The organism is Phreatobacter aquaticus, from assembly GCF_005160265.1.
GTDB lineage: Bacteria > Pseudomonadota > Alphaproteobacteria > Rhizobiales > Phreatobacteraceae > Phreatobacter > Phreatobacter aquaticus.
The window spans coordinates 134,927-156,243 of sequence record NZ_CP039865.1 but is presented as its reverse complement, the minus strand read 5'-3'; the positions used below and the strand labels follow the sequence as shown (position 1 = coordinate 156,243).

Genomic DNA, 21,317 nt, shown 5'->3' with positions numbered 1-21,317 from the left:
TCGGCGCAAATTGCGCGTCAGTTTATCTGTTTTGGATAGAATGGAGCGCGCCGCGACGATGCGCGATCAGATGCCGCCGACCGTCTTGAGTTTGGCCCGGGGATGGATCTCGGCCTGGCTGATCACTGGCGTCTGTGAGCGGAAGCGCTCGATGATCGAGCGCACGAAGGGCCGGATGCCCGGGCTGGTCAGAAGCACCGGCGCCTCGCCCATGCGAGCGGCATCCTCATAGCCCTCGCGGACCAGAGTGATGAATTCCGAGAGCTTGGAGGGCTGCATGGCGAGCTGGCGATCGTCGCCCTGGCCGACGATGGAATCGGCGAAGTCCTGTTCCCAGCGCGGCGACAGGGCGATGAGGGCGAGCGTGCCGTCCGGTCCGGCATATTGCGCGCAGATCTGGCGCGACAGGCGGGCGCGGACATGTTCGGCAATCTGCATGGGGTTGCGGGTGAAGGACACGGCCTCGGCAATGCCTTCGAGAACGGCCGGCAGATCGCGGATCGAGACGCGCTCGTTGAGCAGGGTCTGCAGCACGCGCTGGATGCCTGAGACCGTGATCTGGCTCGGCACCAGGTCCTTGAGCAGTTCGGCCTGCTCCTTCGGCATTTCCTTGAGCAGCTTCTGGACCTCGGAATAGCTGAGCAGGTCGGAGACGTTGGCCTTCAGGATCTCGGTGAGATGGGTCGACAGCACGGTCGAGGCATCGACCACCGTATAGCCTCGGACGCTCGCCTCTTCGCGCAGGTTGGCATCCACCCAGGTGGCGGGCAGGCCGAAGGTCGGCTCGGTCGTGTGAACGCCGGGCAGGTCGACCTGGCCACCCATCGGGTCCATGACCATGTACTGCGCCGGCCAGACCTGGCCCTGGCCCGCATCCACCTCCTTGACGCGGATGATGTACTGGTTCGGCTGCAGCTGGACATTGTCCAGGATGCGCACCGAGGGCATGACGAAGCCCATGTCGGCGGCAAGCTGGCGGCGCAGCGCCTTGATCTGGTCGGTCAGGCGGTCCGAACCGCCCTCCGACTGGACCAGTGGCAAGAGGCCATAGCCGAGCTCGATCTTCAGGTCGTCGATCTTGAGGATCGAGGCGATCGGCTCCTCGGCCGGCGGTGCCGAGGCGACCGCTTCCTCCTTGGCTTCGGCAACGGAGGTTTCGTGAGCCAGCCGCTTGGCGTGCTGGCCGAGCATATAGGCGCCGTAACCGGAAAGCGCCGCGAGACCGAAGAACGGGATGAACGGAATGCCGGGCAGAAGCGCCATGCAGCCCATGACGCCGGCCGACAGGCCGAGCGCCTTCGGGTAGCCGGTCATCTGGCGGATCATGGCCTGGTCGGCCGAGCCGCTGACGCCGGCCTTGGACACCAGCAGGCCGGCGGCGGTCGAGATGATCAGGGCCGGGATCTGGCTGACCAGTCCGTCGCCGACCGTCAGCAGCGTGTAGGTGCGGGCGGCTTCGCCAAACGGCATCCCCTGCTGGGTGACGCCAATGATCAAGCCACCGATCACGTTGATGAAGGTGATCAGCAGGCCGGCGATCGCGTCGCCCTTGACGAACTTGGAGGCGCCGTCCATCGCACCGTAGAAGGCGCTTTCGTCTTCGAGATCCTTGCGCCGGCTCTTGGCTGATTTCTCATCAATCAGGCCTGCCGACAGGTCGGCATCGATCGCCATCTGCTTGCCGGGCATGGCGTCGAGGGAGAAGCGGGCCGCCACTTCCGCGATGCGGCCGGAGCCCTTGGTGATGACGACGAAGTTCACGATGATGAGGATCGCGAACACGATGATGCCGATGATGAACGACCCGCCCATCACGAAATTGCCGAAGGCTTCGATCACGTGTCCGGCAGCGGCAGTGCCTTCATGGCCATGGGCCAGGATGAGGCGCGTCGAAGCCAGATTCAGCGACAGCCTGAGCATGGTGGTGATCAGGAGGATCGTCGGGAAGGACGAGAACTCCAGGGGCCGGTGAATGAACAGGCTGGTCATGAGGATCATGACCGAGGAGATGATCGACACCGCCAGCATGACGTCGAGCAGCAGCGACGGCATCGGGAAGATCAGAATGACCAGGATGCCGATGATGCCCGAGGCCATCCAGAGATCTGGCCGCTTCAGCCAGGCCGTCATGGTGCCAAACGAGAAGCCCGAGCCCGGGAAGGGGCCTGTCGTCGTCGTCCTCGCTGGCACGTCCGTCATGCGAATCCCTCAGGCCGCTCGGGGGATGAACGGCTCTGGGCAAGATTTGCCGGGTACGTGGTTAATGACGGGTTAAGTTTGGTCCCTCGACCGATGGTGAGGGCGGCCCGGATCGCCGCGCGAGGCGCGACCGGGCCGTAGGATCACCTCAATAGGGGTGCCGATCCTGCTTCTTCATCCACGCCTCATAGGCTTTGAGGCCGGTTTCCCGTTCGAAGTTCTCGGAGACCGCGATGCGCCGCTCGGCCCACGGCTTGGCGAAATCCTCGTACTGGAAGGCATCGTCGAACCCGATGGCGCTCGTGTCCTTGAGGCTTGCCGCGAAATAGACGTGGTCTATGCGCGACCAGTAGATCGCGCTCATGCACATGGGGCAGGGCGCGCCATTTGATGTAGATTTCGCAGCCCTTGAGCATGCGCGCCCGCGCAGGCACCGGGTCGGGAGAGCCCGCCTCGCGCGGGATCATCTCCAGGATCGTGCCGGCTCCGTAGTCGCTGCCCAGCAAAGCCTTGGGATTGAGACGGGACGATGCGTCTATGATGGCGGTGATCTCGGCATGAAACACCGGAATACCGAAGAATTCGCAGACGATTCTCGTGGACTGCGGTTGGTCCGGAATGGGGCTTAGAAAAGTCGCCGATGGCGTGAATGTTTCCTTCGGGAACTGTCTCAAACGAGACAGGTCTTCCCGCGTTCTGCGGTTCTGGGGCGCCTGGACGCGCCCCCCCCTGTGGCCTCTTCAGCGCTCGCCTCAGCAGCCGCCAGCACCGAAATCGCCTGGCCCGAGCGGCCGCCAGCCGGAAACCTGACACCTCGTTAACCTTCTGGTAACCACCCACCCGGCAATTCTTGCCCAGCGACCCGGCTTGAGCCGCTTCGCGTCGGGCTTGAAGGGCTTTCACCTCGTGAATGGCATTCTGGATTTTCTGAAGAATCTCGGCGCGGCACGGGTCGGCGCGATGGGTGCCGTCGCGCTCGGGCTGATGGGCTTCTTCGTCTATGTCATCCTCAGGATGAGCCAGCCCAACATGTCGCTCCTGTTCTCCGATCTGACGCTGGAGGACTCGGCGCAGGTCGTGAAGGAACTGGAGCGCCGCCAGGTCAAGTTCCAGCTGCGCAACGACGGCGGCCAGATCTACGTCCCGCAGGAGCAGGTGGCGCGAGTGCGCATGCAGCTTGCCGAAGGTGGCCTGCCGCGCGGCGGTGGTGTCGGCTACGAGCTGTTCGACAAGGGTGATGCCCTGTCCTCCACCTCCTTCGTCCAGAACATCAACCAATTGCGCGCCCTGGAAGGCGAGCTGTCGCGGACGATCCGTGGCATCGAACGCGTGCAGTCGGCGCGCGTCCACCTGGTCATGCCGGAGCGGCCACTGTTTTCCCGTGAGCGCGTCGAGCCGTCAGCCTCCATTGTGCTGCGCATGCGCGGCGGCCTGGAGCCCCCCCAGATCCGGGCGATCCGTCATCTCGTCGCATCCGCCGTTCGCGGTCTGTCGCCGCAGCGCGTGTCGATCGTCGACGAGGGTGGCCGGCTGCTGGCCGATGGCGCGGGTGATGCGGCGGGCATGGCCGGCTCGTCGATCGACGAGCGGCGGATCAGCCAGGAGAAGCGCCTGCGCGAGCAGGTCGAGAGCATCATTGCCTCGGTGGTCGGACCGGGGCGCGCCCGCGTTCAGGTCACTGCCGACATGGACTTCAACCGGATCACCCAGACATCCGACGATTTCGATCCGGAGCGCAGGGTCGTCCGCTCGACCCAGACCCGCGAAGAGCAGTCCAATTCGGCCGAAGGCCGCGAGAACCAGGTGACAGTCGGCAACGAACTGCCGGGCGCCAACAACACGGCAGGCCAGGGCAATAACACCCGCGAAGCCAGCAAGAAGACAGAGGAAACGGTCAATTACGAGATCGCCCGCACCCAGCGCACCGAGGTCATCGAGGGTGGCCGGGTGAAGCGGGTTTCGGTCGCTGTTCTGGTGGACGGTCTCTATGCCCGTGACGCACAGGGCAATGTGAACTACCAGCCGAGGCCTGCCGAGGAACTGGAGCGCATCGGAGCGCTCGTCCGTTCATCGATCGGCTTCGACCAGCGCCGCGGCGACCAGGTCGAGATCGTCAACCTGCGGTTTGCCGAAGCGCCCCAGCTGGCGGGCGCCGAAGGGCCGAAGCCCTGGTGGATGGTCTACGAGATCACCAAGGAAGACATCCGCTACGCCATCGAGCTTGGCGTCCTGTTGATCGTTTCGATCCTCGTCCTGCTGTTCGTCGTTCGCCCGCTGCTCCGCCGCATCGTCGCGCCGGAAGAGGTGCGCCAGGCCGCTCTGCCGGCCGGCGGCCATAGCGGATCGGGTCATTCGGGCGCTGCCGGAGCCGGCGCCGGCGGCGGTCACGAGGGCGGCGAGGCTGGCGGGTCAGGCTTGCCGTCGGCCGCCGCGCCGCCGCTCGCGCCGGGCATGGAAAATGCCACGATGAAGATGATCGAGATGGCGCAACTGAAGGGCGAGCTGCACTCGGCGTCCCTCGCCAAGGTCGGCGAACTCGTCGAGAAGAATCCCCACGAGACCGTGGCGATCATTCGCCAGTGGCTGCATGACGCGGAGCCGAAATGAGCGGCACCAACGCACGTGAAATGGAGTTCGCTGCGGCGCTCGCCACCCTGTCAGGCAATGGCCGGGTATCGACCGACGCCGCCAAGAAGCTGACGGGTCAGCAGCGCGCGGCCATCCTCATGCTGACGCTCGGCGACAAGGTGTCGGCGCGCATCTGGAAGATGCTGGATGACGACGAGATCCGCCAGCTGTCGATCGCCATGTCGCAGCTCGGCAATGTCGAGCCAGAGACTGCCGAAAGCCTCATGCTGGAATTCATCGGCCGCCTGTCCTCGGCCGGCGGCCTGATGGGCAATTTCGATGCGACCGAGCGGCTGCTCGGGCAGTTCATGCCGCCGGAGCGGGTCGCGCTCCTGATGGAAGAAATCCGCGGACCTGCTGGCCGCAACATGTGGGAGAAGCTCTCCAACGTGCAGGAGCAGGTGCTCGCCAACTATCTGAAGAACGAATATCCGCAGACGGTCGCCGTCGTCCTGTCGAAGATCAAGCCGGAACATGCCGGTCGCGTGCTCGCCATCCTGCCGGAGGAATTCGCGCTCGATGTCGTGGGCCGCATGCTGAAGATGGAAGCGATCCAGAAGGACGTGCTGGAGCGCATCGAGCAGACGCTGCGTACCGAGTTCATGTCGAACCTGTCGCAGACCTCGCGGCGCGACAGCCATGAGGCCATGGCGGAAATCTTCAACTCGTTCGACCGCCAGACCGAGACGCGCTTCATCACGGCGCTGGAAGAGCAGAACCGCGACTCCGCCGACCGTATCAAGAACCTGATGTTCACCTTCGACGACCTCGCCAAGCTCGATGCAGGCTCGGCGCAGACGCTGGTGCGCCAGGTCGACAAGGACAAGCTGGCCATCGCCCTCAAGGGCGCCTCGCAGACCATGCGCGACTTCTTCCTGTCGCAGATGTCGACCCGCGCGGCAAAGATGATGCAGGACGACATGCAGGCGCTCGGGCCCATGCGTCTCAAGGATGTCGATGAGGCCCAGGGCACCCTGGTCAACCTCGCCAAGGATCTCGCTGCCAAGGGCGAGATCATGATTTCCAAGAACCGGGCTGATGATGAACTGGTCTTCTGAGGGCACAATGGCAAGGCCGGTCAAATTCATGTTCGACACCGAATTCGCCGCCGAGGCGAAGAAGGCGGCCGAACCCAAGGTGACGCTCAACGAGCACCACGCGCTTCTCGCGCTGGCGCGCCAGGAGGGCTATGCCGCCGGCTTCGCGGCCGGCGATGCCGAGGCCAATGCCGCGATTGCCCGTCAGCGCGCCGAAGCCCTCAAGATGGTGGGCGCCCGGATGAACGATGCCGCCGCCGCCCTCCATGCGCTGGAGAGCCGGCTGGAGACCGAGGTGGTCGACATCGCGGTGGCCGTCGCCTCCAAGCTGACGACAGGCCTGATCGCCCGCGAGCCGATGGCGGAGGTCCGCCAGCTTGTTGGCGATTGCTTCGCCAATCTGCGCGGCGTGCCGCATCTGGTTGTGCGGGTCCACGACGACCTTCTCGAAGACGCCCGCACCGAGCTGACAAGGCTTGCCCATGAGCGCGGGTTCGAGGGGCGGCTTGTCATTCTCGCCGAGCCGGTGATCGGTCTCGGCGACTGCCGGATCGAGTGGTCGACCGGCGGCATCGTGCTGGATCGCGAAGAGATTTCACTACGCATCGCTGAGGCCACCGAGCGCTATCTCGCTCCCGGGCGGACCGACAGCGCCGAGGGCACGCCATGACGACTCCCGAAAACGGAATGCCGCTGCCCGACCTTGACGCCGAAGGCATCGATATCGCGGAAGCCGATGGCTCGCTGGCGACATTGATGCCCGATGACGAGGCGAAGAATGCCGCGACACTCGAGGCCGTGTTCGACGTGCCCGTTCATGTCTCGGCGGTGCTTGGCCGTTCGCGCATGGATGTGGGCGATCTTCTGAAGCTTGGACCAGGCGCCGTGCTGGAACTCGACCGGAAGGTCGGCGAGGCCATCGACATCTATGTCAACGATCGCCTTGTCGCCCGCGGCGAAGTGGTCCTCGTCGAGGACAAGCTTGGCGTGACCATGACTGAAATCATCAAGACCGAGCGCTGAAGGATTCAACGCGATGCGCCTCCTGATCGTCGGAACACTCAAGGGCCAGCTCTCGATCGCCACCAAGATGGCGGTCGACAAGGGGGCTGCCGTCACCAACGCGGAAGACATCGAGACCGCGCTCAGGGTCATGCGGGCCAAGGGCGCCGATCTCGTGATGGTGGATGTCGCGATCGACGTGCGCGGGCTGGTCAAAGCCTTCGCCGACGAGATGATCGCCGTGCCGGTGGTGGCCTGCGGCACCTCCAATGATGCCCGGGCGGCGGTCGCCGCCATCCATGCCGGCGCCAAGGAATATATCCCGCTGCCGCCGGATCCGGAGCTGATCGCAGCCGTGCTGGCGGCGGTCGCCAATGACGCCAAGCAGATGATCTATCGCGACGAGGCGATGGCCCGCGTCGTCCAGTTGGCGAACCAGGTCGCGCCCTCCGATGCGTCGATCCTGATCACTGGTGAAAGCGGCACCGGCAAGGAAGTGCTCGCGCGCTACCTCCACGGCAAGTCGAACCGCGCCAACCAGCCGTTCATCGCGGTCAATTGCGCGGCGATCCCCGACAACCTGCTGGAGAGCGAACTGTTCGGCCATGAGAAGGGCGCCTTCACCGGCGCGGTGGCGCGGCGCATCGGCAAGTTCGAGGAAGCCAACGGCGGAACGCTGCTGCTCGACGAAATCTCGGAGATGGATATCCGCCTGCAGTCGAAGCTGTTGCGCGCCATCCAGGAGCGGATCATCGACCGTGTCGGCGGTACCCGGCCTGTGCCGGTGGACATCCGCATTCTCGCGACCTCCAACCGCACGCTGGCGGAAGAGGTGCGCAAGGGCACGTTCCGCGAGGATCTGCTCTACCGGCTGAACGTCGTGAACCTCAAGCTGCCGCCGCTGCGCGACCGGCCCGCCGATGTGCTGGAGCTCGCCGCCCATTTCGCCCGCAAATATTCCGAGGCGAACGGCATGGCGCCGCGCCAGCTGTCGGCCGATGCGCGCCGCCAGCTGACCGTCGCGCGCTGGCCGGGCAATGTCCGCGAGCTGGAGAACACGATCCATCGCGCGGTCCTGCTGTCCTCTGGCCCGGAGATCGGCGTCGACGCGATCCGCACCCCCGATGGCGGCCGTCTCGACGAGCGCCGCGGTTCCGATGCCGTTGCTGCGCAGGCCGCCGACATCGCTGAGGCGATGACCCGCAGCCTGGTCGGCCGCACAGTTGCCGATGTCGAGCGCGACCTGATCCTCGACACGCTCGGCCATACGCTCGGCAACCGGACCCATGCCGCGAATATTCTCGGCATCTCGATCCGCACGCTGCGCAACAAGCTGAACCAATATGCCGATGAGGGCCTGGCCATTCCGCCGCCGCCGCAGGGCGAAGCGCGCTACGAGCAGCGCTACGGCTGACGATCGGGCGGCTGTCGCGGCGTGCTGCGTTCGGCCCGGCAACGGTCAGAGCAATAGCGCACCTCGTCCCAGGCACGCGCCCACTTCTTGCGCCATGCGAAGGGCCGCCCGCAGGTCGCGCAGATCTTGGTCGGGAGGTCGGCTTTCCTGCGCATGGATTCGGGCGGATCCTCGGTTTCGGTGCAGGTTGGATACGTCCGGTCTGTCCGACCGGATGGGCGGCTCGGACGCGTGCAGTGCGGCAATTGATCCAACTGCAACCCTGGCTACGTATCTCGGACGTCAATCCATCCCGAGAACCCCGTGGCCACGATGCCTGACGCTGCCCCAATGCCCGTCCTGCCCGATCCCTCGCTGCTGATCGTCGATGACGATCGTGCCTTCGGCGAACGTCTGGCGCGTGCGATGCAAAAACGGGGCTTTGTCACGACCTGCGCCGAAAGCGTGGCCGCGGCATCGGAGGCAGTGAAGGCTCATCCGCCGGCCTTCGCCGTGGTGGACCTGCGGCTGGAGGATGGCGACGGCCTTCAGGTTGTCCGGTCGCTCAGGTCCATCCGGCCGGAAGCCCGCGCCATCGTTCTGACCGGCTATGGCAACATTGCCTCCGCCGTGATCGCGGTGAAGGCTGGCGCCGTCGATTATCTGTCGAAGCCTGCCGATGTCGACGAGATCGAGGCGGCGCTGCTTCAGTCGGGCGAGAAGGCCGTTCCGCCGGAAAAGCCGATGTCGGTCGACCAGGTGAAGTGGGAGCACATCCAGCGGGTGTTCGAGCTCTCCGACCAGAACCTGTCGGAGACCGCGCGCCGGCTGAACATGCACCGCCGCACCTTGCAGCGCATGCTGTCGAAAAGGGCACCGCGCGACGTGCGCGTGTGACCATGACGCGGTCCCGCGGCGCGCTGCGGCTGATCCTTGGCGATCATCTGTCGCGCGATGTTGCCGCTCTCGATGGCCTCGACCGCGAGCACGACGTGGTGCTCATGGCCGAGGTCGCCGAGGAAGCCGGCTATGTGCCTCACCACAAGCAGAAGCTCGTCTTCATCCTCTCGGCCATGCGGCACTTTGCCGAAGAGCTGAGGTCCGAAGGCATCGCCGTCGACTATGTCCGCCTGGACGATCCGTCGACTAGCGGGAGCTTCACTGGCGAACTCACGCGCGCGCTGTCACGCCACGCGGTCGACCGGATCGTGGTCACCGAGCCCGGCGAATGGCGCGTGCGGGCCATGATGGACGCATGGGCCGCCGCTTCAGGCCTGCCGGTGGACATCCGCGAGGATGATCGCTTCTTCTGCTCGCGCGGCCGGTTCGCGCGCTGGGCCGAGGGGCGGAAGGCCTTCCGCATGGAGTTCTTCTACCGCGAGATGCGGCGCGAGACTGGCCTTCTGATGCAGGGTGACAAGCCCGAGGGCGGCCAGTGGAACTATGATGCCGACAATCGGAAGACCTTGTCGAAGGACAGGGTGCTGCCGCCCCGGCAGCGCTTCGCACCCGATGCGATCACCGCCGAGGTGATGGAGCTCATTCGGCAACGGTTTCCCGATAATTTCGGCGATCTCGCGCCGTTCGGCTGGGCGGTGACCCGGGTCGATGCATTGCGCGCGCTCGACCATTTCATCGCTGATGGGCTGCCCTCGTTCGGCGACGTGCAGGACGCCATGAAGCGGGGCGAGCCCTTCCTCTATCACGGGCTGATCTCTCCCTATCTCAATGTCGGTTTGCTCACCCCACGCGAGGTCTGCCTTGCCGCCGAGACGGCCTATCGGCGCGGCAAGGTCCCGCTCAACGCGGCCGAAGGGTTCATCCGCCAGGTTCTCGGATGGCGCGAATATGTGCGTGGCATCTACTGGCGCGAGATGCCGGCCTATGCCGAGACCAATGCGCTGGACGCGACGCGGCCGCTGCCCTGGTTCTACTGGTCGGGGGAGACCGATCTCGCCTGCATCGCCGAGGTGGTCGGGGATACCAGGCGCCACGCCTATGCCCATCATATCCAGCGGCTGATGGTGACGGGCAACTTCGCGCTGCTCGCCGGCATCCGCCCGGCCGAGATCGAGGCCTGGTATCTCGCCGTCTACATCGATGCCTTCGACTGGGTGGAACTGCCCAATGTCCATGGCATGGTGATGTTTGCCGATGACGGGCTGCTGGCCTCCAAGCCCTATGCGGCGTCGGGTGCCTATATCGACCGGATGTCCGATTATTGCGGGGCTTGCGCCTATGATCCGAAGATAAAGGTCGGCAAGGGGGCCTGCCCGTTCAATCTGCTCTACTGGAATTTCCTCGCGGAGAATGCCGGGCGGCTGCGCGGCAACCCGCGCATGGCCATGCCCTATCGCACGCTTGAGGCCATGGATCCGGCGAGGCGTCAGCAGATCCTCGACGAGGCCCACGCCTTTATTGACACGCTCGGCGCGTCCCAGCCGGCCGTTGCCAAGACGCGCGATCAGCTGACGCTCGACCTTTGAGCCCCATCCGCCGACAGGCGGGGCTTCCGCCGCACCATGCGATCGGCTTTGATGCGTCGTGCTCCTACACGTCACCCCGCACGGAACGCAGAAACAGCCATGACGCTCCCCGCCTCGCTTTCCAGCCGCCTTCAATTGCCGGCCATCGCTTCGCCGCTGTTCATCGTCTCCAATCCGGACCTCGTGATCGCGCAGTGCAAGGCCGGTATCGTCGGATCGTTTCCCGCGCTGAATGCCCGTCCGGGTCCGGTCCTTGAGGATTGGTTGAAGCGCATCATCGACGAACTCGGTGCCCACGATGCGGCCAATCCCGGCGCACTTTCGGCGCCCTTTGCCGTCAACCAGATCGTCCACAAATCGAACGACCGGCTCATGCACGACGTCGAGATGTGCGTGAAATACAAGGTGCCGGTGGTGATCACCTCACTCGGCGCGCGGCCTGAGCTCAACGAGGCGATCCATTCCTATGGCGGCATCGTGCTGCACGATGTCATCAACATCAATCATGCCAAGAAGGCCCTGGAAAAGGGTGCCGACGGCCTGATCGCCGTTGCCGCCGGTGCTGGCGGCCATGCCGGCACGCTGTCGCCGATCGCGTTGATCCAGGAGATCCGGTCGTTCTTCAACGGGCCGCTGGCGCTGTCGGGCTCCATCGCCACGGGCCGCGCCATTCTCGCGGCACAGGCGATGGGCGCCGATGTCGCCTATATCGGTTCTGCCTTCATCGCGACGAAGGAGGCCAATGCCGCCGAAGCCTACAAGCAGGCGATCGTCGACAGCACGGCCGGCGACATCGTCTATTCCAGCCTGTTCACCGGCGTGCATGGCAATTACCTGCGCTCGTCCATCGTCAGCGCCGGGCTTGATCCCGACAACCTCCCCGAGAGCGATCCCTCGACCATGAGCTTCGGCTCGGGCGGCACGTCCAAGGCCAAGGCCTGGCGCGACGTCTGGGGCTCGGGCCAGGGCATCGGCGCAATCCATGAAGTGGTTGGCGCGGGTGAACTGGTGGCGCGGCTCAAGCGCGAATATGCCGAAGCCAAGACTGCGCTGGCGGCTGTCGGCACCTGGCCGATGCGCTGAGGCGGTCCTCCGACCGGCTTGACGCCGCCGTCGGTTAGGCCATCCTGACGGCACCCCCGAACGCCGCACCGCCTCGACGCGGGCGGCGACGATCACAGCCGCGGGGAAGCGCCACCATGACCCATCCAGACCTGCCTGCCGGGGGCGTGCGCACCCTTGAACCCGCTGTGCGCGCGGCGTCGGTTGCCGATATCAGGGCTGCCTTCGAAGCGGGCATGCGCGATTTCATGGCCGCGCCGGTCTTCGGCTTGTTTTTCGGCGCGATCTACTGGCTCGGCGGGCTGATGCTGCTGACCCTGCCGGGCTATTTCGGCTATGTCTGGGCGGTGTTTCCGCTCGCGGCAGGCTTTGCGTTGATCGGCCCCTTCGTCGCGGTCGGGCTCTATGAGGTCAGTCGGCGGCGCGAGACGGGCGAGCCGCTCACCTGGCCTCTCGTGCTGCAGGCGGTCTGGCGGCAGGGTGGGCGCGAGCTGTCCTGGATGGCGTTCGTCACGCTCTTCATCTTCCTGATCTGGATGTATCAGGTGCGGCTGCTCTATGCCCTGTTCTTCGGCTTTGCGAGCCTCGATCCGCTGCTGTTCGTCCAGCAGCTCTTCACCACTGCGGACGGGCTGATCTTTCTCGGCATCGGCACCTGCGTCGGCGCGATCCTGGCACTGGTCACGTTCTCGATCACGCTCGTGTCCTTCCCGTTGCTGCTCGACCGCGATGTCGACTGGATCACAGCGATGATCACCAGCCTCAGGGTGGTGCGCGAGAGCCCTGAGGTCATGCTCGGATGGGGACTGGTGACGGCGGTCGTGATCTTCGTCGCCATGTTGCCGGCCTTTGCCGGCCTCTTGTTCGTCCTGCCGCTCTGGGGCCATGCGACCTGGCATCTCTATCGCCGGTTGGTCGTCCACCCCGTCGCTACCTGATCGCGGCCGCGCTGGCAGAGTTCTTGCCTTCCTCTCCTTCGTCTCAGGCAGCCGCTCCGACGGTGTGCCCCCAGAAGGAGCCCATGCCATGATCTCGCGCCGCGCCGTCACTGCCGCTCTCGGAATGACGCTTTTTGCCCCCGCCGTGCACGCCCAGAGCCGCACGGCCGTCAAATTCACCCTCGGGTGGAAGACGCAGGGCTCGGACGCGCCGTTCTTCGTCGCCAATGACAAGGGCTATTTCCGCGAGGCGGGCCTGGATGTCACGATCGACCAGGGCGAAGGCTCGGGCGCAACCGTCACGCGCATCATGGGCGGTGCCTATGATGCAGGCTTCGGCGACATCAATGCGATCATCCAGAACGCAGCGACCCGGCCTGCCGACACGCCGGCCATGGTCTACCAGATGTGGAACCAGCCGCCCTTCGCCATCGTCGCGAAGGCCTCGAGCGGTATCAAGACCATCAAGGATCTGGAGGGCCGGACGCTCGGCGGCGCGCCGGGCACGCCGACCACGCGTCTCCTGCCAGTCTTCGCCAAGATCAACAATCTGGACATGGCCAAGCTGAAGCTCACCAGCATGGCGCCGAACCTGCAGGAGCCCATGCTGATCCAGGGCCAGATCGATGCGGCCCTGGTGTTCAATATCACCAGCTATTTCAACCTCGTGCTGAACCGCCAGGATCCCGACAAGGACTTCGTCTGGCTGTCGTTCGGCGATCACGGCCTCGATCTCTACTCGAACGGCATGATGGTGTCGCAGAAGATGATCCGCGACAATCCGGCAGCCGTTGCCGGCCTGGTCAAGGCGGTGAACAAGGCGAGCCTCGATGTCGCCGCCGACCAGACCATGGCGATGGCCTCGGTCGCGAAATATGACGGCCTGGTCAACGTGCCGGTCGAGAAGCGCCGCCTGCAATATGCCTTCGACAAGCTGATCGTCTCGCCGGAGCTGAAGGAGATCGGCTCGGGCGACGTGAAGGACGCCCGTCTTGCCCGCTCCATCGGCATGGTGGTGACCGGTTACGAGCTGACCCGCACGCCGGCGCCGTCGGAGATCTTCAACCGGTCGTTCCTGCCGGCGCGGGCCGAGCGCGAGCTCAGCTACAAGATGAGCTGAGGAATCGCGGTTCCACGTCAGCGGAATGGTCTTCGTTCACCTCTCCCCGCCTGCGCGGAGAGGTCGGCGTCCGTGACGACGACGGGTGAGGGGCCTCGATCCATCGGCACCTTGCCCCTAACCCTCCCTCGGCTTTGCCTCGGTCGACCTCTCGCCGCACGCGGGGAGAGGTGAGTGCGCGCTTCCGGCGCGTCCGGACACGCATTCTTGTCAGTCTGTCACGCTGTTGGCGAAACTTGCCGCGATAAGCCTCAACTTCCCGGCACGATCCCTTCCGGCAGGGCCGCCACATGCTCGGCGATGGCGCCGGCCGTTGTGATCCAGATGGCGTCGCGGTGAGCGGCGATGTGGGCGAGCGCGCGGCGCAACTGCCGCAGGCGGTAGGGCTGGCCGACGAGATAGGGATGGAGCGCGATCCCCATCACCAGCGGCCCCGCGGCCGACTGCTCCAGCATCTCGTCGAACTGGTCGACGATCATGTCGGCGAACTGGCTGGCTGAATCCTTGCGCCCGACGATCGAGGGAATGTCGTTCAGCTCCTGCGGATAGGGCAGCGAGAGGATCCGCTCACCATCGCGCGTCTTGAACCAGATCGGCTGGTCGTCCTGGCACCAGTCGAGAAGATAGGTATAGCCCGCTTCCTTCAGCAAGTCGGGCGTCACCGTGCTCTCCGATATCCAGGGCCCGAGCCAGCCCCTGGGCTGTTTGCCTTCTGCCTTCACGATTGCCGCCGTCGATTGGGCGATCAACTCGCGTTCCTCGGCTTCGGCGAGCGTGCCCTGCCGCTCCGAATTGGTGCGACCATGGCCCAGCACCTCGTCGCCGCGCGCGCGCACCGCGTCCATCACCTCGGGGCAATAGTCGTAGATGGAGGAATTGACCAGCACCGAGGCTGGAAAGCCCAGCTGGTCGAACAGGTCCATCATCCGCCAGATGCCGACCCGGTTGCCATAGTCGCGCCAGGCGAAATTGAGGATGTCCGGCTGCGGACCGCCGGGGGCCAGTTCGGCGCCAAGCCCGGTCCCGAAGGCGAAATGCTCCAGATTGACGCCGAGATAGACGGCTAGCCGCTTGCCGTCCGGCCAGTCGTAGGTGGGCCGGCCGCGAATGGGCGAATAGGCGTAGCGGCCATGGGTGGGCAGGGCGGCGGTCGGGGTGTTCGGCATGGACGGTCCGGCAATGAGAAGGAGGTGGCTACCCTTGTCGGGAGCAAGGTTCGGACGCAAGCGGCATGCCGCGGGCAGGGCGCCTCAGCGCTTGCGGCGGATTGCCTTCCGCGCAGGTCTCGCCATGATCGGGCGCGACGAATCCTCCTCCATCCGGACAGACAATGACCAGCGTGCTCCCCGCTTCCTCCGACCTGACCATCGCCTTCGGCCATTCCGCCTATCGTCTGGGCGAGGAATTCGCCCGCCGCAACACCGGCATCCGGTTCTTCGAGGAGCGCGAGACGGCGGCGTTTCATGCCCGCATCGGCGAGGCCGACATTGCCGTCGTGTCGGGCATGTGGCGCGGGGTCCCGCTGGAGAAGGCCGGAAAGCTGAAATTCGTCCAGTCGATCAGCGCGGGCATCGATGTCTACGATCTCGCAGCGATGAAGGCCCGCGGCATCCGGCTCGCCAGCGCCAAGGGCGCCAATGCGACCGCGGTTGCCGAACATGCGATCGGTCTGGTGCTGGCGCTCGCCCGCAAGATCCATACGGCCAGGGACAACCAGGCCAAGAAGGTCTGGCGCGGCATGATCGGCGATCCTGCCGAGCGTGAGGACGAGCTTGCCGGCAAGACCATGCTGATCGTTGGGCTTGGCGGTATCGGGCTCAAGCTTGCGCGCTTCGCCAAGGCCTTCGAGATGACGGTGATCGGCGTCAAGCGCGATGTCTCCCAGGCAATCGCGGGCGTGGATGGCCTTGTGTCGCCGGACCAGCTGACCAAGGCCCTGGGCTCGGCCGATATCGTGGCGCTGACCTGCCCGCTGACGCCGGAGACCGAGAACCTGATCAATGCCGAGCGCCTGGCTGCGATGAAACCGTCGGCGCTGCTGATCAATTGCGCCAGAGGCAAGGTGGTGGACGAGGACGCGCTGATCGCCACGCTGAGAGCTGGCGGCATTGCGGGAGCCGGCCTCGACGTGACCCGCGAGGAGCCGCTGCCGGCGTCATCCCCGCTGTGGGACTTCGAGAACGTGCTGATCACGCCGCATACCGGTGGCGAGACGGCCTCCTATGAGCGGCGGATCATCGATTTCCTGATCGAGAATATCGGCCGCCTGCAGCGTGGCGAGGACCTGGTCAATGGCGTGATCTGAGGCGGCTGCTTGATGGGACATCGGCACAGGGGAACCCCCGCGACGATGCTCGGGGCCATGGCACTGACCATGGCCAGCCTTGTCATGCCGATCACGCCGTCAGGCGCTCAGACTTCGACCGCCTCGTTCCAGACGGCCGACGGCAACCGCACGATGCTCGTGACGGATCATGGCCGCGGCCGGCCGGCGCCTCTCGTCATTGTGCTGCATGATGCGCTGGGAAGCTCGGAACTGGTCCGCCGCTCGATGACCTGGGATGCAATTGCGGCGCGCGACGGCCTGATCGTCGCCTATCCGCAGGGCCTCAGACAGGTCTGGAACGACGCCAGGCCGGACGGTGCCATCGTGGCATCCGGCGCCCGGGCTGACGACATCGCCTTTCTGCGCCGGCTGGTCGGCGATCTCGTGGCGCAGGGCAAGGTTGACCGCCGGCGGGTCTATGTCGCGGGTGTCGGCCAGGGCGGGCGGCTGGTCTACCGGCTGGCCTGCGATGCAGGTGACGTGTTCGGTGCTGCTGCCGCCCTCCTCGCCACGCTTCCCGCAAGCCTTGTCCGCGACTGCCGGGGGGCGCCGGTGCCCCTCATGATCATGGCCGGAACGGAAGATCCGCTGTCGCCCTGGGGCGGCAATCCCGGCCGGCAGGGCGGCGAGGGGGCAACTCTCTCAAGCGAAGCGACCTTCGCCTTTTTTCGCGAGCGGCATTCCTGCCGGGGCGCGGAGGGGCGTGCCGTGCCCGACCGGACGGCCGAGGACGGATCGAAGGTGGTGGTGATGGAGGGCGCCGGCTGCAGGGTGTCTCTCCGGCTCTACCATATCGAGGGCGGCGGCCACCGGGTGCCGGGGCTCGTGGAGCAGCCGCCGCTGAGCTTGCGCGGACCGGCGCTTGGCCGCCAGAACCGGGACATCGACGCAGCCGAGGAAATCTGGGCGTTCTTCCGCGACAAGAGCCGCTAGACGATCAGGGTACCAGGGCCGAACGCACCTGCGGCCAGCGCCGGTCGGCATTGCGGATCGCCGCGTCGGGGTCGGTCAGGAAGCGGGCGCGGTTGGCTTCCGAATGGAACACATAGAGCCGGTCGTGGTGGATAGCCCAGACCGAGGGATGGCCGGTTGCCGGCAGGCCTTCGCTGACCGCCATCGGATCATAACCGCCGAAGCGCGGTTCATAGACGTCGGGGTTCTGCATGAAGGCGTCGCGGTTGCCTTCATTGACGAAGCGCCAGGTCACGCCGGCCCAGGGGAGCTCATAGGTGGAAATGCCCTCACGCGGCCCGCGATCGGTGAAATAGGCGACGGGGTCGAAGCCATAGAGGGCGAGCCCGGTCAGCCGGTCGGTCACGATCCGCTCGGTGGTGGCGGCCCGGCTGGTGGTCTCGCCGCCGAGCAGCGAAATGCCCACGGCGACCCCTGCGTAAAGAGCGGTCACTGCCAGAGTCCAGGCAAGAGGGCGCACGAATTGCCTCATCACCGACATGTTCTTCCCCGAATCTTGCCGCCGTCGCGTGGCGGAACCTTGGCAAGAGAGGGTGACCAGAATCTTACCAGACCGGCCTAAATCTCGCGCTGGTGACCAAATGGTTACCTTCGCAGCTTAAGCTCTCTTGACCATACGAGCCCGCCGTAAACCGCGCTGTTACCACGTTCGAGGTGAGAATGAACCGTCCCATCGTCCCCAATCGTCGTGACGTCCTTGCCGGCCTCGGTGCCGCCGGCCTCGTCGGCCTGGCCGGTCCGGCGGCCGCCCAGAGCTACAACCGGGAATCGCCGCGCACCTTCTCCCCCAACGAAGTCGTGACCGCCGGACACCGCTTTTTCGGTACGACGAGCCGGGGTCTGGCGAACCTTGTGGAGCGTGCAACCCAGCAATGGGGCCACCCGACCGCCTATATCCTGGGGCAGGAGGGCAGCGGTGCCTTCGTGGCCGGCCTGCGCTATGGCGAGGGCATGCTCTACACCAAGGACGGCGGTGACACGAAAGTGTTCTGGCAAGGCCCGTCGCTTGGCTTCGATTTCGGCGGCGACGGTGCTCGCACCATGATGCTGGCCTACCGGGTCCGCGGGCCGCGCGACCTCTATCGCCGGTTTGTCGGGATCGACGGCTCGGCCTATCTGGTCGGCGGCCTCGGCATGACGGCGCTTGGCGCCGACAACATGCTGATCGTGCCGATCCGGACCGGCGTCGGCGCGCGCCTGGGTGTCAATGGCGGCTATCTCAAGTTCACGCCGTCGGCGACCTGGAACCCCTTCTGAACCGAGGGGCCTTGTGCCTCACTACAGGCGGCACATGATGAATTGAACGGCCGTGCCCCTTTGCGCGGCCGTTGCCACATGGCAAAAGAAGTCCGGCTCCCGGGGCGTTGCATCCCGGGAATCGGCAACGGAGGCAACCGCCCGTGACGATTGAGACCGCAATGGTCTTCGTACTGGGATTTCTGGCTGCGGCACTCATGTCGCTGGCGTTGATGGGGGCTGTCTGGAAGCGCGCGGTGCGCCTGACCACCCGGCGCGTCGAGAATTCCGTGCCGATGTCGATGGCCGAGATCAAGGCCGAGAAGGACCAGTTGCGCGCCGAACATGCGGTTGTTGCCCGCAGGCTCGAGGTTCGCGCCGAAGGCCTCGCCGACAAGGTCAATGGGCAGGCGATCGCGCTCGCGCAGGGCCACGAGACCATGCGCGACCTGCGCAGCGAGATCGCAGGCCATGTCGCGCGGATCGGATCGCTGGAGGCCGACAAGGCCGGCCTTGAGGACGTGCTTGGCAAGCTGCGGACCGACCTTGCCGACCGCGAGACCGATCTGCGGGTCGGGGCCGAGGTTCTGCGGCAGAAGGAAGAGGAATTCGCCGCGCTGGACCACGAACTGGCGGGCCAGAAGGTCGACAATGACAGCCTGCGCGTCGAGAGCGTGGCGCTGCGCACACAGATCGACAATCTGAAGTCGCTGACCACGCAGCTGTCGCGCGACCTGGAGGAGGCCCAGCGGGATCTGGCCGGCCACCGGCTCTCCTTTGCCGAGACCTCGACGCTTCTGTCGGACGAGCGGCGCCGGGCCGCCGGGCTGTCCGGCGACATCGAGCGGCTGGAAGAGCGTCTGGCCAACGAGACCGCAACCACTGCCCGGCTGCGTGACGAGATGTCCGCGCTCAACGTGCGCCTCGCCGAGGAAGCCGAGAAGACCAGCCGCGAACAGGCCTCGCGCGATGTGGCGGAGAAGGCCACTGCCAAGCGCGAGACCGAGCGCGACAAGGCGCGCGCCGAACTCGCCAGGCTCAAGGAGCAGGCGGCGGAGACGCAGCGTGCATTGCAGGCGGAGGTCGAGACATTGCGCGCCGACAAGGGAATGGCGGAAGGAGCCCTGGCTCATGCGCGCGAGGAGCGCGACGCGATCCAGCGCGAGATCGCCGGCCTGAAGCGCAGCGCCGCCAGCGCTGATGGGCGCGATGGCAAGGAGCAGCTGAAATTGCGCCAGCGGATCGACGACGTGGCGCTGGATGTCGCCAAGGTCGCCATGCTGCTGGACGGGCCGGGCTCGCGGATCGATGCGATCCTCGCGGATTATGCCCAGCGTACCGCGGCCGGGGGCAAGCCGCGCCGCAAGGCCGATCTCTCCCTGGCCGACCGGATCCTCGCCCTGCAGGCTGAGGCCGAGCGCGAGGACATCGCGGCCGCCCGCGGGCACGCCGCCGAGTGACGGCGCGCCCGTAGCGTGTCAGTGGCCCCAGCGGGCCACGCGGGGCAGATCGGACCGGCTGAGGCCGATATCCTTCAGGGCTTCCTCGCTCAGGCCTTCCAGTTCGCGCAGGTTGCGGCGCGTCCGCATGTAGGCGGCGATGGGGCCGACGATGGCGGAAATGGCCTTGGTCAGAGAGGGCGAGGCCTTGCCCGCATCGAGAGTGGCCGGGAAGGCGGACGTGGTCAGGGTGGTCATGGTGGTCTCCATTCGGATGAGGGTCGACAGGGCGGCGACATGCCGATCAGCCGGGTTCGACCATGGGTCTCATTCGCGATTGGAAAGGTTCGTCTTTGATCGATCAATTATTTGGATGAGTTCGATCAATTGTTGCGCGCCATATCACCTCTGTTTCAGCGGCGGTTATAGCGCGCCATAGCCCCTGATCTTTGGGTGATCATTGGGAACAGGCCGGTCCGTCAGCCCTCGGAGAGGAACGCCTCGACGCGGGCGGCATGGGGCACGGGATTGGTCACCACGAAGAGGTGGCCATCATCGACCAGTTCCAGGGTCGATTTCGGGATCATCTTTTCCAGCACCTTGGCATTGATCACCGGAATCAGCGGGTCGTCCGTGCCGGACAGGATCAGGGTTGGCTGCTGCAGCATCCAGAGCCAGGGCAGGCTGGTCCAGCCGAGCATGGCGAGGAGCTGCAGGGTGTAGCCATATTGAGTGGAGCCGCGCATGGCGGCGGCATGTTTCTCGATGAGGGTCGGGTCGGCGCGGAACGCACCGCCATAGATCTCGGCGGCGATGGAGCGCATGTAGCCCTTGTCGACATAGCGCTTGGGGCTCGCCATCTTCATCAAGACGCTGGCGCCGCCCGGGACCATGATCGTCCCGGCGGTGGTGGCGACCAGAATGAGCCGTCGGCAGACCTTTGGATATTGAAAGGCGAATTGCTGCGCGGCCCCACCGCCCCAGGAGACGCCTGAGACATCGATCTGGCCGTCATATCCGAGCTGGCGCATCAGGTCATGGGCGAGCTTGGCGAGCGTCGAGGGACGATAGGGGAGCGTCGGCGCGGGCGATCCGCCAATGCCGGGGACATCGAAGATCACCGCCTCGGTATCGCCCAGCGCCTCGAAGAACGGCGCCGCCAGTTCGAGATTGGCGCCGATTCCGTTGAACATCAGGAGTGGCGGGCGGTCGGCCGAGCCGGGCTTGATGCCGACACGCAGCATCTGTCCGCCGATGTCGATCATGCGGACATCAAGCGCTGTGGAGCGGGAAGCGGCGGCGATGCTTGTCATTGTCGAGGCTCCTTCGAGGCCCGGTGATTCCTCGCCGGCTTTGCTGGCAGCTTAGCAGAGGCGCTCGAAGGCGTGGCAAGAGGTGCAACCATATGATCAGTTATTCAAGTTGTAGCTACCTAGGGTTGATTTAACCATCTGTCTTCGCCACTATGGCTGGCGGGCA

The 21,317-nt window shown here is 65.6% G+C and carries 21 protein-coding genes; 14 read left to right on the top strand and 7 right to left on the bottom strand.

The annotated features are described in order from the left end of the window. Positions 1-66 precede the first annotated feature (66 nt). The gene (flhA, locus tag E8L99_RS00630; RefSeq protein WP_137097738.1) at positions 67-2,199 is read right to left on the bottom strand and encodes a flagellar biosynthesis protein FlhA; all 2,133 of its coding nucleotides are present in this window, start codon (positions 2,197-2,199) and stop codon (positions 67-69) included. Positions 2,200-2,347: 148 nt separating this feature from the next. Continuing rightward, a complete protein-coding gene (locus tag E8L99_RS23940; protein WP_252511214.1) occupies positions 2,348-2,563 on the bottom strand; it encodes a tRNA-specific adenosine deaminase in 216 nt (71 codons plus the stop codon). A 542-nt stretch (positions 2,564-3,105) separates the two neighbouring features. Here E8L99_RS23940 and fliF point away from each other — a divergent pair. The 5 genes from fliF to flbD are packed head-to-tail and all read left to right on the top strand — an operon-like array spanning position 3,106 to position 8,280. Next, positions 3,106-4,806 (top strand): flagellar basal-body MS-ring/collar protein FliF, encoded by a 1,701-nt coding sequence (gene fliF / locus E8L99_RS00620; protein WP_137101880.1) that lies wholly within the window; start codon positions 3,106-3,108, stop codon positions 4,804-4,806. Beyond that, positions 4,803-5,885 carry a flagellar motor switch protein FliG gene (gene fliG / locus E8L99_RS00615; protein WP_137097737.1) on the top strand — a complete coding sequence of 361 codons (1,083 nt, stop codon included), beginning with the start codon at positions 4,803-4,805 and terminating at the stop codon, positions 5,883-5,885. The genes fliF and fliG overlap by 4 nt, the downstream gene beginning before the upstream one ends. After that, a complete protein-coding gene (locus tag E8L99_RS00610; RefSeq protein WP_137097736.1) occupies positions 5,866-6,534 on the top strand; it encodes a FliH/SctL family protein in 669 nt (222 codons plus the stop codon). Before fliG ends, E8L99_RS00610 begins: the two co-directional genes overlap by 20 nt. Further along, positions 6,531-6,887 (top strand): flagellar motor switch protein FliN, encoded by a 357-nt coding sequence (fliN, locus tag E8L99_RS00605; RefSeq protein ID WP_168201513.1) that lies wholly within the window; start codon positions 6,531-6,533, stop codon positions 6,885-6,887. The genes E8L99_RS00610 and fliN overlap by 4 nt, the downstream gene beginning before the upstream one ends. Positions 6,888-6,900: 13 nt before the next feature. Continuing rightward, a complete protein-coding gene (flbD, locus tag E8L99_RS00600) occupies positions 6,901-8,280 on the top strand; it encodes a sigma-54-dependent transcriptional regulator FlbD (RefSeq protein ID WP_137097735.1) in 1,380 nt (459 codons plus the stop codon). Here the strand turns inward: flbD and E8L99_RS00595 are convergent. After that, on the bottom strand, positions 8,271-8,435 hold the full coding sequence (locus tag E8L99_RS00595; RefSeq protein WP_137097734.1) for a DUF2256 domain-containing protein: 165 nt from the start codon (positions 8,433-8,435) through the stop codon (positions 8,271-8,273). The two genes, flbD and E8L99_RS00595, sit on opposite strands and share 10 nt — an antisense overlap. 157 nt (positions 8,436-8,592) lie before the next feature. On the opposite strand from E8L99_RS00595, the gene E8L99_RS00590 reads away from it, so the two are divergent. The 5 genes from E8L99_RS00590 to E8L99_RS00570 all read left to right on the top strand — a co-directional run bounded on the left by E8L99_RS00590 (position 8,593) and on the right by E8L99_RS00570 (position 13,865). Next, positions 8,593-9,156, top strand: a complete 564-nt coding sequence (locus E8L99_RS00590) for an ActR/PrrA/RegA family redox response regulator transcription factor (protein ID WP_137101878.1) — start codon at positions 8,593-8,595, stop codon at positions 9,154-9,156. Positions 9,157-9,158: 2 nt separating this feature from the next. After that, positions 9,159-10,745 carry a cryptochrome/photolyase family protein gene (locus tag E8L99_RS00585; protein ID WP_137097733.1) on the top strand — a complete coding sequence of 529 codons (1,587 nt, stop codon included), beginning with the start codon at positions 9,159-9,161 and terminating at the stop codon, positions 10,743-10,745. A gap of 99 nt (positions 10,746-10,844) precedes the next feature. Beyond that, positions 10,845-11,828, top strand: a complete 984-nt coding sequence (locus E8L99_RS00580) for an NAD(P)H-dependent flavin oxidoreductase (RefSeq protein WP_137097732.1) — start codon at positions 10,845-10,847, stop codon at positions 11,826-11,828. 116 nt (positions 11,829-11,944) lie between these two features. Then, positions 11,945-12,745: a DUF2189 domain-containing protein gene (locus tag E8L99_RS00575; protein ID WP_137097731.1), complete on the top strand. Its 801-nt coding sequence runs from the start codon at positions 11,945-11,947 to the stop codon at positions 12,743-12,745. Between the two features lie 91 nt (positions 12,746-12,836). Further along, positions 12,837-13,865, top strand: coding sequence for an ABC transporter substrate-binding protein (locus E8L99_RS00570; protein WP_391527507.1), 1,029 nt, complete (start codon positions 12,837-12,839; stop codon positions 13,863-13,865). Positions 13,866-14,116: 251 nt separating this feature from the next. Here the strand turns inward: E8L99_RS00570 and E8L99_RS00565 are convergent, their stop codons facing one another. Then, positions 14,117-15,031 carry a polysaccharide deacetylase family protein gene (locus E8L99_RS00565; protein ID WP_137097729.1) on the bottom strand — a complete coding sequence of 305 codons (915 nt, stop codon included), beginning with the start codon at positions 15,029-15,031 and terminating at the stop codon, positions 14,117-14,119. Positions 15,032-15,195: 164 nt separating this feature from the next. On the opposite strand from E8L99_RS00565, the gene E8L99_RS00560 reads away from it, so the two are divergent. After that, positions 15,196-16,170, top strand: coding sequence for a D-2-hydroxyacid dehydrogenase (locus E8L99_RS00560; protein ID WP_137097728.1), 975 nt, complete (start codon positions 15,196-15,198; stop codon positions 16,168-16,170). Between the two features lie 57 nt (positions 16,171-16,227). Then, complete coding sequence (locus tag E8L99_RS00555) at positions 16,228-17,124, top strand: alpha/beta hydrolase family esterase (RefSeq protein ID WP_168201512.1); 897 nt, start codon at positions 16,228-16,230, stop codon at positions 17,122-17,124. A 4-nt stretch (positions 17,125-17,128) separates the two neighbouring features. Here E8L99_RS00555 and E8L99_RS00550 read toward each other — a convergent pair whose 3' ends face one another. Then, positions 17,129-17,596 (bottom strand): YHS domain-containing (seleno)protein, encoded by a 468-nt coding sequence (locus tag E8L99_RS00550; RefSeq protein WP_137097726.1) that lies wholly within the window; start codon positions 17,594-17,596, stop codon positions 17,129-17,131. Between the two features lie 227 nt (positions 17,597-17,823). Here E8L99_RS00550 and E8L99_RS00545 point away from each other — a divergent pair, with 227 nt between their 5' ends. Both E8L99_RS00545 and E8L99_RS00540 read left to right on the top strand, forming a co-directional pair. Beyond that, positions 17,824-18,420, top strand: a complete 597-nt coding sequence (locus E8L99_RS00545) for a DUF1134 domain-containing protein (protein WP_137097725.1) — start codon at positions 17,824-17,826, stop codon at positions 18,418-18,420. 143 nt (positions 18,421-18,563) lie between these two features. Continuing rightward, positions 18,564-19,859 (top strand): coiled-coil domain-containing protein, encoded by a 1,296-nt coding sequence (locus E8L99_RS00540; protein WP_137097724.1) that lies wholly within the window; start codon positions 18,564-18,566, stop codon positions 19,857-19,859. An 18-nt stretch (positions 19,860-19,877) separates the two neighbouring features. Here E8L99_RS00540 and E8L99_RS23935 read toward each other — a convergent pair whose 3' ends face one another. Further along, the gene (locus tag E8L99_RS23935; RefSeq protein ID WP_252511213.1) at positions 19,878-20,096 is read right to left on the bottom strand and encodes a DUF1127 domain-containing protein; all 219 of its coding nucleotides are present in this window, start codon (positions 20,094-20,096) and stop codon (positions 19,878-19,880) included. Between the two features lie 221 nt (positions 20,097-20,317). Next, a complete protein-coding gene (phaZ, locus tag E8L99_RS00530) occupies positions 20,318-21,151 on the bottom strand; it encodes a poly(3-hydroxyalkanoate) depolymerase (protein ID WP_137097723.1) in 834 nt (277 codons plus the stop codon). Between the last annotated feature and the right edge of the window lie 166 nt (positions 21,152-21,317).

What these genes read in the sequence shown, in the direction of transcription:
- E8L99_RS00590 (WP_137101878.1), top strand. Translation starts at nt 8,593, where the DNA reads ATGCCTGACGCTGCCCCAATGCCCGTCCTGCCCGATCCCTCGCTGCTG.
- E8L99_RS00545 (WP_137097725.1), top strand. Translation starts at nt 17,824, where the DNA reads ATGAACCGTCCCATCGTCCCCAATCGTCGTGACGTCCTTGCCGGCCTC.
- flbD (WP_137097735.1), top strand. Translation starts at nt 6,901, where the DNA reads ATGCGCCTCCTGATCGTCGGAACACTCAAGGGCCAGCTCTCGATCGCC.
- E8L99_RS00575 (WP_137097731.1), top strand. Translation starts at nt 11,945, where the DNA reads ATGACCCATCCAGACCTGCCTGCCGGGGGCGTGCGCACCCTTGAACCC.
- E8L99_RS00555 (WP_168201512.1), top strand. Translation starts at nt 16,228, where the DNA reads ATGGCACTGACCATGGCCAGCCTTGTCATGCCGATCACGCCGTCAGGC.
- fliN (WP_168201513.1), top strand. Translation starts at nt 6,531, where the DNA reads ATGACGACTCCCGAAAACGGAATGCCGCTGCCCGACCTTGACGCCGAA.
- E8L99_RS00595 (WP_137097734.1), bottom strand. Translation starts at nt 8,435, where the DNA reads ATGCGCAGGAAAGCCGACCTCCCGACCAAGATCTGCGCGACCTGCGGG.
- E8L99_RS23935 (WP_252511213.1), bottom strand. Translation starts at nt 20,096, where the DNA reads ATGACCACCCTGACCACGTCCGCCTTCCCGGCCACTCTCGATGCGGGC.
- E8L99_RS00585 (WP_137097733.1), top strand. Translation starts at nt 9,159, where the DNA reads ATGACGCGGTCCCGCGGCGCGCTGCGGCTGATCCTTGGCGATCATCTG.
- E8L99_RS00565 (WP_137097729.1), bottom strand. Translation starts at nt 15,031, where the DNA reads ATGCCGAACACCCCGACCGCCGCCCTGCCCACCCATGGCCGCTACGCC.
- E8L99_RS00580 (WP_137097732.1), top strand. Translation starts at nt 10,845, where the DNA reads ATGACGCTCCCCGCCTCGCTTTCCAGCCGCCTTCAATTGCCGGCCATC.
- E8L99_RS00560 (WP_137097728.1), top strand. Translation starts at nt 15,196, where the DNA reads ATGACCAGCGTGCTCCCCGCTTCCTCCGACCTGACCATCGCCTTCGGC.
- E8L99_RS00610 (WP_137097736.1), top strand. Translation starts at nt 5,866, where the DNA reads ATGATGAACTGGTCTTCTGAGGGCACAATGGCAAGGCCGGTCAAATTC.
- fliG (WP_137097737.1), top strand. Translation starts at nt 4,803, where the DNA reads ATGAGCGGCACCAACGCACGTGAAATGGAGTTCGCTGCGGCGCTCGCC.
- phaZ (WP_137097723.1), bottom strand. Translation starts at nt 21,151, where the DNA reads ATGACAAGCATCGCCGCCGCTTCCCGCTCCACAGCGCTTGATGTCCGC.
- flhA (WP_137097738.1), bottom strand. Translation starts at nt 2,199, where the DNA reads ATGACGGACGTGCCAGCGAGGACGACGACGACAGGCCCCTTCCCGGGC.
- E8L99_RS23940 (WP_252511214.1), bottom strand. Translation starts at nt 2,563, where the DNA reads ATGAGCGCGATCTACTGGTCGCGCATAGACCACGTCTATTTCGCGGCA.